Source organism: Brevibacillus borstelensis, from assembly GCF_003710865.1.
GTDB lineage: Bacteria > Bacillota > Bacilli > Brevibacillales > Brevibacillaceae > Brevibacillus > Brevibacillus borstelensis.
In genome coordinates this window covers 1-12,725 of the sequence record NZ_RHHO01000061.1, presented here as the reverse complement: position 1 = coordinate 12,725, position 12,725 = coordinate 1, and the positions used below count along the sequence as shown (strand labels likewise).

The window sequence follows — 12,725 nt, the reverse complement described above, 5'->3', positions numbered from 1 at the left end:
TGCGGTACGAAACGTTGTCGTAAAGGCGATCGGAGAAAAACACGGCAACAAGCGTTTGGTCGGATATGTAGTGCTCAACCGGCCAATTGCCGATGTTACCGCCGAACTTCAAGGATATTTGCGTGACAGGTTGCCGTCCTACATGATCCCTTCGTTGATTATGACAATAGACGCTGTTCCACTTTCGCCAAACGGTAAGGTGAACCGGAAGTTGTTACCTGAACCGCAGTTCCAACCTGGGAAAGACAGTGAAACCGGACCCGCCCTAACCAAGACTGAAGAGGAATTGACTGAAGTGTGGAAAAAAATGCTGAACCTAGATCATGTGAACGCGGACGACAACTTCTTTGATCTTGGCGGCGACTCAGTGATCGCCATCCAACTAATGTCAAGGATCAATAAACGTTTCTCCGTGGAGATCTCCCCGCGTCGCTTCTTCGAAGAGCCGACCGTTGCAAGTCTAGCCCGGATAATCGAAGAGGCGAAATGCGTTCGCGGGCTCAAAGAACGCCCTTCGCTCGTCAAGGTGCCACGAGGAGGCAAGCTGCCGCTCTCGTACGCCCAGCAGCGGTTGTGGTACCTTTGCAAGGCGGACCCAAGCAATTCCTCCTATAACATACCGGTTGCGATCCGGCTCACAGGAAACCTGAATCTGGAGATCTTTCACGATTGCCTGAACGAGATCGTCCGACGTCACGAAGTGCTGCGTACCGGGTTTGAGAGCCATCTTGGAGAACCGCAACTGGTGATTTCCCCGGATTTGACGCTACCAATGCCAATTGTTGACCTGAGCAACGAGCTGGAGTCGAAACGCTTAGAAGTAGCGATGCAGCTTGCTGAAGTGGAAGTAAGGATTCCTTTCCAGCTGGAACAACCTAGCCTTGTACGGTTTAAAATGTTTTGCCTAGGGGAGAAAGACTACATCTTCGTTATAACCATGCACCATATCATCTCCGATGCGTGGTCAATTGAAGTGTTCTTAAACGAGATGGTGGAGTTGTATAAGGCGGCCGTTGCTGGACAGGACCCGAAATTACCTGAATTGTCCGTCCAATACACAGATTTCGCATATTGGCAGCGAGAGTGGTTAAAGGGGGAGGTAGAAACCGAGCAATTGAGCTACTGGAAACAGCATCTCGCGGGTCCTCTCACCTTGCTGAATCTTCCGATCTCCTGTCCGCGCACAGGTAGTCGCAAGTTCAAAGGAGCACGTAAGAGTGTACGCCTGTCCAAGGAATGCTCCTCCAAGCTTCAGGAGATTGGAAATCGGCAAGGAGCAACACTGTTCATGACGATGCTCGCCGTCTTTACCACTTGGCTTTATCGATATACGAAGCAGGAGGATATCGTCGTTAGCACTTCCATCTCCAACCGCCAAGGGGGAATGACCGAGCAAATGATCGGGCTTTTCTTGAACACCTTGGCATTGAGAAGTGACCTCTCGGGCAATCCGACCTTTTTCGAACTGGTGAGAAGGGTAAAGAAAATGGCCCTAAACGCCTTTGCCAATCAGGACGTTCCGTTCGAACGTGTAGTGGAGCAGTTAGTCGTTGACCGTCAACAGCTCCAGTCACCTCTTACCCAAGTTGTCTTTGGTCTTAGAAACAAGCCTCATCGTTCGCTGGACCTTCCAGGTCTGTCCATGCGTCAACTGGATATTTACCGGGGAACAGCCAAATTCGAGATGGAGATGCAACTGGTCAATACGGAAGAGGGGATCACCGGCTTCTTAGAGTATAACGCTGAACTGTTTGAAGACCGAACTGTGGAAGAGATGGTGGTCGGGTTTCACCGAATTGCCGAAGGACTCGCGAATCAGCCGGAAGCAAATATTCAGACCGTGGTTAACACTCTTATTGAAGAGGAGGTAGTGAGGAAGAATATGGAATATAGACAGTTGGATTCTGAGAAACGCAAGAGACTGTTGAGCATGAGACCCAAAAAAGTACAAGTGGTAACCGCAGACATTCGCCTTCCGAATAAGTGGGAACAAAACCTGCCTCTCATTATTAAGCCAGATGTACAAGACTTGAACGAGATCAAATGGCTCAAGACCCGCCAGCCCGAGATTGAAGAATTGCTGACGAAGTATGGAGTAGTTCGGCTTCGTGGATTCACCATCCGGTCGATGGACGATTTCCAAAATCTTGTTCAATCGCTGTCAACCGAGTTGCTTGAATACAAGGAGCGCTCAACACCGCGTAGACAAGTGAGCGGAAACGTCTACACGTCCACTGAATATCCGGAGGACCAACACATTCCGTTGCACAACGAAAACTCCTACTCGTCAGTCTGGCCGATGAAGATTTGGTTCTACTGCCACACAGCTGCACAGGTCGGCGGGGAAACACCGATCGGGGATAGCCGAAAGGTGTATGAGTTGATCGATCCGAAGATTCGTGAGACATTCGAGCGGAAGCAGGTCATGTACGTACGCAATTATGGATTCGGATTGGATCTACCGTGGCAGGAAGCCTTCCAGACAAACGATCGAGCTGAAGTCGAAGCGTACTGCAGGAAACAGAGCATCGAGTTTGAATGGATAGACGAGAACCGTCTCCGCACGCGGCAGGTTCGACCGGCAGTCTCCGTTCATCCGAAAACGGGGGAGAAATTGTGGTTCAACCAGGCCCATCTTTTCCACGTCTCCAATCTTCAGCCGGAAGTACGGCACTCGCTTGCGGCGATGTTTAAGGAAGAAGAACTCCCACGCAACGCTTATTACGGGGACGGCACGAGAATAGAAGAAGACGTGCTTGAATCAATCCGGGAAGCGTATCGCCAGGTCAGCATCAGCTTCCCGTGGCAACAAGGGGACATTATGCTGCTCGACAACATGCTGATGGCACATGGACGCGCTCCATTCAGGGGAATACGCAACGTCCTTGTATCGATGTCGGATCCGTTGAGTCTGAGTATGAGTTGAGATTTAGTAGGGGGGAGATTCCTTATGTGCGGTATTGTGGGGATGTATTCGAGAGAACGGCCGATTTCCGTAAATGCACTTGATCGTGCGACAAATCTTTTACGTCACCGAGGTCCCGATCAACAAAGGCTGTGGGTGTCTACCCACAGCCGTATTGGATTGGGGCATACAAGGTTAAGCATTATCGACTTAGAAACGGGCGATCAGCCTCTGTCCAATGAAGATGAACAATTGCATCTGGTGGTGAACGGCGAACTGTATGACTACGAGCGCATCCGAGAGGGGCTGAAGCGGCGAGGCCACATGCTGAAGACAAAGTCCGACAGCGAAATCATCCTTCATCTTTATGAAGAGAAGGGGATTGGCTGTCTCGAGTATTTACGGGGTGAGTTTGCGTTTTTGCTTTGGGACGACCGGGAGCAAAAGTTGTTCGCCGCTCGAGATCGCTTCGGCATCAAACCTTTGTTCTACGCGTGGAAGAACGAGATCCTGTATTTAGCCTCCGAGATGAAAGCCTTGTTTGCAGCGGGCATCCAGGCCGAATGGGATCAGCAGTCATACTACCAGCACCTTTTCTTGTGCATGGATCAGGAACGTACGCTGTTTAGAGGTGTCCGCCAAGTTCCGCCCGGGCACTTCCTGATCGCAGACAGTCAAGGTGTACAAATTAAACCGTATTGGGACCTTGACTACCCGACGAGAGAGGAGGTAGACCCTGCCCGCTCCAAAGAAGACTACTTGGAAGAACTCCGCTATGTACTGGAGGAGTCGGTATGCCTGCGCTTAAAGGCTGACGTGCCTGTCGGCTGTTTCTTGAGCGGAGGGGTCGATTCTTCGGCCGTTCTCGGCATCGCCGTTCGACAATTCCCGGAGAAGATCCGGGCTTTTACCGTGACCTTCGATCACGAAGCGTATGATGAGGGCAGAGTCGCCAAGGAGACAGCCGAATGGATAGGAGCAGACTACGTGCCCATCGAGCTAAAGCAGGATGACTTCGCTGCACACATAGAACAGGCTGTTTGGCACAGTGAGACGCTTGGGCACAATGCTCACGGGGTAGCACGATACCTCCAAAGCCGAGCGGTACACGAACAGGGCTACCGCGTGGTCCTCTCCGGTGATGGGGCGGACGAACTGTTCGCTGGCTACATCTACTCCCGTCTGGATTATGTACTAAGCAACGAAGACGGTCTAAGTGAGCAGAGTCAGCGGCAGCGACTTGAAGAGCTGAGCCTGCGGAATCCGGCGTTCCGTGATGTTCTCTTTCCGTCACAGACCACCCAGGCGCTGAAGGTATGCAGGCAGGTCATCGGATCGACCCCGGCCTGGATCCAGGCGATGGAGGTCAGCCGAGCACCGTTAAAATCTCTTCTTAACCAAAGCTTTCTGTCCAAGTTTCTCTCCTTCGACCCAGTGAAATCCCTGCTAGACAGCATCGATGTCGATGGGCAACTAACCAACCGGTCTCCGATCTTGCAGGGCTTGTATCTCTGGAACAAATCGCTACTACCAAATCAGATTCTTTTCGCTGACCGTCTCGAAATGGCACATGGCGTGGAAGTACGCATGCCGTTGCTCGACCACAAACTGTTTGAGGTAGTTCGCCGCCTGCCGACGAACATGCTTATATGCGAACTGCAGGAGAAATACGCACTGCGAGAAGCTGCCAAACCGTATCTCACAGAAACTGTTTACCGCAGACCAAAGCAGCCCTTCACCGCGCCCCACTCGACGTTGGACCCTAAAAACTCTTTGTTTGAACTGATTCAAGACACGTTGCGAAGCCAACTCGTGCAGGAAATTCCCTTTATTAATCCGGTGGCGATCAAGGTCCTCCTGGACAACATTCCGAAGATGGATTACCGAACACGCATTAACCTCGACTCCATAATGCTGTTGCTCGTGTCCACCTGTATCCTGCATAAGTGCTATATCTCTAAACAGTTAGCAGCCCATTCGTAGGAATGTAATTATGGGCGTAATTAGGAGGTAGCATCACATGACAAGTAACTTGGCTGGCATACTTGGTGGTATGGGTCCTTTCGCCTCCGCCGAATTTGTAAACACCATCTATCAAGTAAATCTCCGAGCGTTCCAGACCGAACCGCTTTTATCTTTTCCAAGGAAGAGGATGAGGTCATCCAACGCCTGATAATCGCGAGGAAACACCTGCAGGCAGCCGGAGCCGAGGTTTTTATCGCCGGTTGGATCTTCGGATGCACTGAATTTCATCTGCTCTCCAAGATCATGCAAATCAAGTGCCAGGACGCTCGAATCATTGATCCACTGATGATACCGGCGCGACAATGGCGAAATTTAGAGGATTTCCTTTATTCTTCGAAAGTTTTGATCCAATGAAGATACCCCCTAAGGAGGGAGCCACATGCTGCTCTTATCAAAGGAACCTTCCTGGTTTGTCTGCCATCAACCGAAACAACGGCCCAAGCTGCGACTCTTCTGCTTTCCTTATGCAGGAGGGGGTAGCACTATCTACCGGTATTGGCACGAAGAATTGTTGCCAGAGATCGAATTGCTCGCCGCCCAGCTTCCGGGGCGTGAAAAGCGCTTTCGAGAATCGCCTTGTCGATCGATTGACGAGTTGGTGGCTGGGCTGTCGAGAGCGATAAATCCCTATCTGAACACGCCGTTTGCTTTTTTTGGTCACAGCATGGGGGCGCTCATCGCCTTTGAGCTGGCACGCGAACTAGCTAAGCGATATGGAACGCATCCCGTCCATCTCTTCGTTTCTGGAAAAGCAGCTCCTCAAGTCGAGAAAAATTCTCCTACAATCTACAATCTCCCGCATCAACAGTTCATACAGAAGTTGTATGATTTGAACGGTACACCCAAGGAGGTGCTTGAGAACCGCGAGCTGATGAAGTTGTACGAACCGATCTTGAGAGCAGACTTCGAAGTTTGCGACACGTATCGTTTCCGTCCGGGTTCGCGCCTAAGCTGTCCAATCACTGTCTTCGGTGGTCTACGGGATGAACAAATCCCGATGAAAGATTTGGAAGCTTGGCGGGAATTGGTCACGGGTCCGGGCATCGTACGAATGTACGAAGGAGACCATTTTTTCCTTCACCAAAAAAGTAAAGACATGTTACGGGTAATACAGGATGATCTCTTGACATTCATTTATAGAAAGGGGATGACAATATGAGTCGGGTGATGACGCTCGATCTGGCTCTTCGAGTGGAAGAAGCGGAAATCAAAACACTTCGGTCTCGTCTGACGGCCATACGGGAACGGCAAGGCAACCCGATGGGAGTAGAGATCAGGCGAATTGGAGGTGCTTCCCTGTTCACCATCAAAGGTATCCCCGGGCCGAGCTTCAACAAGGTTTTGGGAGCCACCGGAAGTGATGTAGACCATGTGGATGAGATTATTCAAGCGTTTCGTAAGCAAGGTATTCCCTGCCGTTTTGAACTAATACCCGGTCACGTAACGCCGGAACTATTTGGCCGCCTGGCCGATCGTGGCTTCTACCAAGCAGGTTTTCACACAGTACTCTACGGCGTCCTACCCAAAGAGCAGGGGGGTGCCCCAGTGGAAGGTCTGACGTTGGCTGAAAAAATTGAGGTTTTTGAGGTAAATGAAGATGAGTTCGGGCTCTTCGGTGAGCTTTACGTTAAGGGATTTGGTTTGCCCGCTCTTCTAAGTACAGGCATCGCAGACAACAACCGTGTACTTCATGGTCGGCCCGGCTGGAAATTCTACATCGCCTTTGTAGACGGACAAGCGGCGGGGATTGGTGTTCTCTATATGGAGGATGGAGTGGGGAATCTTGCGGCTGCGTGCACTGTTCCGGAGATGCGACGTAAGGGATGCCATATGGCCCTGATCCAAAGGCGTATTGCCGATGCACGTAAAGGAGGATGTGACTTGATTATAGGACAAGCCGTATTCGGTAGCGTGAGTCAGCAAAACATGCAGCGTATTGGTATGCAAATTGCTTATACTAAATCAATTTGGGTCGAGCGTCCATGAGGAGAGAACAATATGAAAAATAGTTTCTTTCTTTTTAGGATTGCGTTCCTCCGCTCCATTCTTATGTCGGTGTTCTTTCTACAGATAGGGATTTGGGTGCGTAACTTCGCAGTCCTAATGTTCGTTCTGAAGGAGACGAATAACGACGCGTTCGCTGTCACCATGATATCGGTAGCCCAGTACGCTCCGATGTTTTTGTTTTCGTTTATTGGGGGAACGTTGGCTGATCGTTGGAAACCGAAGAAGACAATGGTGATCTGTGACATGCTCTCCTCTCTCTTCGTCCTTCTAGTATTGGTGACGTTGAAGATCGGGATCTGGGAGATCGTCTACGTCGTGACTCTGGCATCGTCGATCCTATCGCAGTTTTCACAACCTTCAACGATGAAATTATACAAAAGGCACGTACCTTCAGATAAGCTACAATCAGCGCTGGCAATGTTCCAGACACTCCAGTCGATGTTTATGATAATCGGACCAGCAGTCGGGGCATATGTGTATGAGAGATTTGGCATCTTTGTTTCGCTTGCCATTACTTCACTTATGTTTCTATTCTCTTCTCTAGCACTGTCCACTATTCCTCGAGACGAGGAGGAAGTGATTCGGTCAACTAATCATAGTATGTTTAGGGATGTCATGGATGGATTTCGTTACATCTTGTACAAGCCTGAGTTAAAGATCATGGGTGCTTGCTACATGTTTGCCGGCTTGGCGGTCGGAATGATCCAGCCGCTCGCCGTATTCGTTATTATGGAGAAGTTGTTCTTGCCAAAAGAAAGTGTAATGTACCTAATGGTAGCGTCTGGAGTATCCACCTTATTGGGTAGCGTATTGGTCATGCTTCTTCGAAACAGGATTACTCCACAAAAACTATTGGTACTGGGTATGTTGGTGGATTCAATAAGTCTGATCGTTATTGGTTTTTCTGAGTCCGTTATGCTTACCTTTACAGCTCAGATTGTCTACGGCTTGTTTCAACCAATGATTCACATTGGTATTAGCGCGATCATCGTCAGTACGACGGGCCAGGAATATCTAGGCCGGGTCAACGGCTTCCTAAACCCCTTGTTTATGGGAATGATGGTTTTGATGATGTGCGTTTCTGGCTGGTTGAAGGACTTGCTTTCGATCACCTCCATCTACATCTTTGCTGGTCTTCTGTTCTTTACTGGTATGAGCACGGTCCTTCCACTACTTCAGAATAATCTCGCTTCGAAAAAAGAGACGCAGACAACTACCTAACGTGTCATAGCCCCGTCTACACGGCGATCACTTCTCGGAATTCAACCGGGGAGAGGTCGCCGAGTTTTTCTGGAAGCGATGCGTTGTCAAAGCAATTCCCGCGTCTTGAATGGCTTCCCATAAGTTCTTTCTCCTCGAGTAGATCCCTGTACGATTTAGTTGTGTATTGAAATCCTTGGTAGGAATGAGGTCTAAAATACCCGACAAATAGACAAAATCATGACCAATTCGAATATAGGTCATGTCAGTCACAAATTTCTTCAAAATGGTTTCTGCTGTAAATTCACGGTTGAGGACATTCGGAAAGACTACGGATGGTTTGCGACCTGCATATGGCCGTTTCTTGCGGATAACGGAATGAATTCCCAGCTCGCGCATCAGCCTGCGTGTGAAGATCAGCGATAAAATCCCCAATAGAATCGGTTGAAAATTCCCCATTTTCATCGCAGACTCTCTCCTTGGAGGAGAGAGACATTAGGATTACAGTTGACTACTACTATGAATGGGATGACACCGAATTGGTTAATGGTACCGATGACGGATGGGTTGTAAACTGGGATACCGAGGAAGCCTATGCTGATGCCACGGGTGCCGACAGTGATATCTCCATTGTCGAGAATGAAATTGGTGGTATGGGTATGGAAGTTGAGGATGACAATAAAAGGGGAAATGCTTGGGTAATTTTGACAGCACGTCGCTGGCTTAATGTTTGTTCCGGAAGGTTCTCAATACAACCAAGGTAAGCGTTAGGCACTGCCAATGCTTCAGATAACCGTCTAAGATTAGGCGGGCTACGGCGGTAAGGGACAACGTTCTGTAAGATTGTTCATCGGTCGTCTGGGGGTGGAAAGGGTATTGTATGTTCTTCCGCGGAGTAAAAGGAACAGAATCCACATACCGACTGATTTATTGGAGTTACACCAGGCATCTACGAAGATGACCGACGAGAGGGCAACCTGGTCTCAGCAGTCAATGCATTTTGTAACCAGTTCCGTAGGATTGCAGATCGACTTGGGTCGTTGGAATATCAAATTTTATGAAAAAGAAAATGTGGAAAAAATGGAAGGAACAGATCTTTACTCGTTATCGTGAGGATACGAAGTACGAGGCTGTTTGCTAGTGTTTGGAAGAGAGTGGAGCTATCAGGGGATAAGAGAAGAGCTGTTTCGATGACTCCGCGCGCGACACCGCGAGTAACCCGGGAGGCCATTCGTCAGTTGCGATTATCATGCTTGGTTTGCAAACAGGCCGATCGTACGAAAAACAGTCGACCGCAAACAACCATGTTCACGCCTGATCAAGGGACTGGTATGGGGCTTCACCAGGTTGTTCCCTATGCATGCAGTCATATGCCGATAAATTGGTCCCATTTGGAAAAAACAAGTGTGATGCCCGTCACAGTTTTTCCATACGGCTCGGATGTATACTCGAGATGCAGGAAACCGGAAACGAAGGAGTGATTCGCATGAGCCAAGTGCCCCATCATTGCAGCATGATGTCGGGGAGCCATGCACACGTGACACTTTGCGAACCGCTGGCCCAGTTGAAACGAGAGCATGGCCCCCTCAGGGAACAAATGAATGCCTTTGCCCAGTTGGCAGCCCAAATTGGAATGGATCAAGCAAAAACGGATTGGAGCCGGCAGCTTGCCGAGCTGAAAGAAAAGGTGGATGCCTTTGTCCGGGAGCTCGACCCTCACTCCGAGCGGGAAGAGGGAGCCCTTTTTCCGCTCATGGCGAACTATATCGGCAGGCAGGTGGGGCCGATTGCCGTGATGGAATACGAACACGAACTGGCCAAGCGTAACCTGAAGACGTTCAAAGAAGCGATGGAACACGTGAAGGAGCCGGTGGATGCTGAACGCGCGAAAGAGATCGCTTCCTATGCACTGCAGGCCCATGCCGTTTTAACGGATCATTTCACGAAAGAAGAGAACGTGCTGTTTCCGATGGCGGAGAACATGCTGAGCGCGGAAGAAAAGGACAAGCTCAGCCGTGTGCTGCTATCCTGATTGATGTTGATTGGCAGGAGATGAAAGAATGAAGAGATACCCGCTGTCATTCGAAGAAACCTTTATTCGGCCGATGCTGGATAATGGGGTGTCGAAAGTCGTGAAATTCTCGTTTCCAAAAGGAAAGAGATTACAGAAACACAAGACGTCGAGCGATATTCTGCTATTTGTGCTGCAGGGAACCATCCGCTTTACCGCCCATGAAGAAGTGGAACTGGCTGCTGCCAGCATGATCAGCCTTGAGAAGCAGGTCGAGCATTCTATCGAAGCATTGGAAGACAGTGTGGTCGTTCTGGTGCTGACACCCAGCCCGGAAGCTCATTCGATGTTCAAACCATAAATGGAATCGTTTCAGACCTGCCGCTCGCGTTCTCCCCGTTCGGACCGGCGGGTCAGCCAGCGCTGGAGAACGATGGCTTGGTTGTGGACGGCATCTTTCGCGGCGTAGACCAGGGTGACGTTTTTTTCAACCGCGATGCCGCATATCCGATCGGCGAGTTCATTCCGGATCGGATCTTCCGCCAATTCCCGTTCGTATCGTTCAGTAAATTCGGCAAACCGCTCCGGTCGGTGGCCGAACCACTTGCAGAGTTCGGAGCTCGGGGCGATGTCTTTCATCCACGCGTCGACCGCTGCGCGCTCTTTGGAAATGCCGCGCGGCCAAAACCGGTCAACCAGGATGCGGACGCCGTCTTCAGGGGAGGGCGGGTCGTAAATTCGTTTTACCGATATCTGGTGCACCATTGGACAATCAGCCTTCTTTCCTAACTTGCCGTACATTGTTTGCGTCAAGTCCATTATAACACGACGGAACCACGAAATGAACGAAGGGTGCCCAAGCCAAGAAACGTGCAGCAGCACAAGATCGAAACGGGAATGGAAAAGACCTCACATCGAGGTCTTTGTGTGGTTTACGTTGAACCGATATCTTGCTTTTTCGCCAAAACCAATTCGGAAGCGTCTCCCAATACATTTTTCCACCCCTTTGTATGTGTAGCGAGTAAACCATGGGTGTGAACGCCGTGACCTGCATGGAGGAATAGACAGGGGGATGTGGCAGCAACGGTTACTGTTCACCCCATCGTTTTAACGCATCCTTGTCCAAAATGATGATGCCCGAACGGTGTGTGTCAAGAATTCGCTGCTTTTTCAGTTGATTGACCAACCGATTTACGGTTTCTCTGGATGAACCGATCGCATTGGCCAACTCCTGATGGGTCATGGGCAACTCGATGTACACACGGGAATCGTTCACTTCTCCGTGTTTATCTGCCAATTGCAACAGAAAGAAAGCAATCCTGCCGTGCACGTCGTGACCGGTAAACTGCTGAAGTTTTTGCTGGAGTTCGCGAATTTTGGCCCCCATGACATCGATGACCTTGATGGCAATCGACGGCATCGACAAGATGAGCTGTTCAAAAGCGTGGACGGGAATTGTCAGGACGTGAGTGTCCACAAGGGCTTCCGTCGTCGCCGGATAAGGCGTTTGCGTAAAGAAACCGGTATGCGGAAACATATCTCCGGTCTGCAGCAGCGATACGATTTGTTCATGGCCCTCCTCGTCGGTTTTGTAGGCTTTGACAAGCCCGTCCTGAATGAAAAAGACCGCTTCTTTTTCGCTTCCTTCCATAAAGATGGTCGTCTTTTTTCGGAACAAGCGATGCATGGTGATTTCTTCGACGCGGGCCAGTTCCTGTCGGTTCAAGTCGCGGAATAAAGGAACCTGCTGCAAACAATCCCCATTTCTCATACATAGTCCTTCCTCACGTAATTTCTTCCATTATAACGGATCAGAGCGACCTTTTTGAAGCGACATGCAAGGAACGGAGAACCTCCGGATGGAGGTCGCATGGTGACTTGCCATTCGCTGGTCAAGGAGTCGGGAAACGCCATGGGGGGCCGTCTGCCTGGAGGCGGCGGCGATGAAGCTATAGAGAAAGAATCCGGTGACAGCAGACCTTTCAAGCCATGGAAAGAAAAGCGTGCACCATGGGTTTGCGAAAGAGACCGATACGGTTTCGTCGGACATCCCCGCATAACATGGTGCACGGTCATGACATTTCATGCCGTACAGCGGAAGTTATTTCGCCAGCATGTCAGCCAAATCTTCTTGCGGGTCCCCAATTACCTTGAGATGAAACGTGTTTTGCAGGAAGTGTACTACACCTGGGGTTAAAAATTCCGGAACCTTCGGACCAATCCGTATGTCCGTGATTCCTAAGCTGAACAATCCCAGCAAAATGGCAATCGCTTTCTGCTCGAACCAGGACAGTACAATGCTGACCGGCAGCTCGTTGATGTCACAGTGGAGAGCGTCCGCCAACGCGCGCGCAATTTTTACCGTGGAGATGGAGTTGTTGCATTGCCCCAGATCAATATACCGTGGGATGCCTGTATTTCCTACGGTTCCAAAATCAATATCGTTAAAACGAAATTTCCCGCAGGAGGTGGTTAAAATGACCGTATCATTTGGAAGCGACGCAGCCAACTCCCGATAGTAATTTCCACCCTTTCCAGGGGCATCACAACCGGCGATTGTGAACGGCACTGTTAAAA

11 protein-coding genes and 1 pseudogene are annotated in these 12,725 nt (G+C 50.0%); 8 read left to right on the top strand and 4 right to left on the bottom strand.

The window, feature by feature from the left end; genetic code table 11:
- The 5 genes from EDM54_RS24140 to EDM54_RS24120 all read left to right on the top strand — a co-directional run.
- Window positions 1–2,926: condensation domain-containing protein (locus EDM54_RS24140; RefSeq protein ID WP_183189183.1), on the top strand; the 2,926-nt coding region annotated here is incomplete at its 5' end.
- Between the two features lie 24 nt (window positions 2,927–2,950).
- Window positions 2,951–4,888 (top strand): asparagine synthase (glutamine-hydrolyzing), encoded by a 1,938-nt coding sequence (gene asnB, locus EDM54_RS24135; RefSeq protein ID WP_029098756.1) that lies wholly within the window; start codon window positions 2,951–2,953, stop codon window positions 4,886–4,888.
- Between the two features lie 421 nt (window positions 4,889–5,309).
- Window positions 5,310–6,089 carry a thioesterase II family protein gene (locus tag EDM54_RS24130; RefSeq protein ID WP_035289354.1) on the top strand — a complete coding sequence of 260 codons (780 nt, stop codon included), beginning with the start codon at window positions 5,310–5,312 and terminating at the stop codon, window positions 6,087–6,089.
- The gene (locus tag EDM54_RS24125) at window positions 6,086–6,916 is read left to right on the top strand and encodes a GNAT family N-acetyltransferase (RefSeq protein ID WP_029098757.1); all 831 of its coding nucleotides are present in this window, start codon (window positions 6,086–6,088) and stop codon (window positions 6,914–6,916) included. The genes EDM54_RS24130 and EDM54_RS24125 overlap by 4 nt, the downstream gene beginning before the upstream one ends.
- Before the next feature lie 12 nt (window positions 6,917–6,928).
- Entirely contained in the window at window positions 6,929–8,158 is a 1,230-nt protein-coding gene (locus tag EDM54_RS24120) for an MFS transporter (RefSeq protein WP_029098758.1), read from the top strand.
- A gap of 73 nt (window positions 8,159–8,231) precedes the next feature.
- On the opposite strand, the pseudogene EDM54_RS24115 reads toward EDM54_RS24120, so the two are convergent.
- Window positions 8,232–8,545, bottom strand: a pseudogene (locus EDM54_RS24115) (IS3-like element ISBth8 family transposase); the annotation flags it as partial.
- Between the two features lie 71 nt (window positions 8,546–8,616).
- On the opposite strand from EDM54_RS24115, the gene EDM54_RS24110 reads away from it, so the two are divergent.
- The 3 genes from EDM54_RS24110 to EDM54_RS24100 all read left to right on the top strand — a co-directional run bounded on the left by EDM54_RS24110 (window position 8,617) and on the right by EDM54_RS24100 (window position 10,509).
- Complete coding sequence (locus EDM54_RS24110; protein WP_122958949.1) at window positions 8,617–8,901, top strand: hypothetical protein; 285 nt, start codon at window positions 8,617–8,619, stop codon at window positions 8,899–8,901.
- A gap of 722 nt (window positions 8,902–9,623) precedes the next feature.
- Window positions 9,624–10,169, top strand: coding sequence for a hemerythrin domain-containing protein (locus EDM54_RS24105; RefSeq protein ID WP_122958950.1), 546 nt, complete (start codon window positions 9,624–9,626; stop codon window positions 10,167–10,169).
- A 28-nt stretch (window positions 10,170–10,197) separates the two neighbouring features.
- The gene (locus tag EDM54_RS24100; RefSeq protein ID WP_065066653.1) at window positions 10,198–10,509 is read left to right on the top strand and encodes a cupin domain-containing protein; all 312 of its coding nucleotides are present in this window, start codon (window positions 10,198–10,200) and stop codon (window positions 10,507–10,509) included.
- A gap of 11 nt (window positions 10,510–10,520) precedes the next feature.
- On the opposite strand, the gene EDM54_RS24095 is transcribed toward EDM54_RS24100, so the two are convergent.
- From EDM54_RS24095 to EDM54_RS24085, 3 genes are all read right to left on the bottom strand, one after another.
- Entirely contained in the window at window positions 10,521–10,913 is a 393-nt protein-coding gene (locus EDM54_RS24095) for a DUF488 domain-containing protein (RefSeq protein ID WP_122958948.1), read from the bottom strand.
- 322 nt (window positions 10,914–11,235) lie between these two features.
- The gene (locus EDM54_RS24090) at window positions 11,236–11,919 is read right to left on the bottom strand and encodes a Crp/Fnr family transcriptional regulator (RefSeq protein WP_029098764.1); all 684 of its coding nucleotides are present in this window, start codon (window positions 11,917–11,919) and stop codon (window positions 11,236–11,238) included.
- Between the two features lie 330 nt (window positions 11,920–12,249).
- On the bottom strand, window positions 12,250–12,725 hold a 476-nt coding region (locus EDM54_RS24085; RefSeq protein ID WP_459553708.1), incomplete at its 5' end, for an anaerobic carbon-monoxide dehydrogenase catalytic subunit.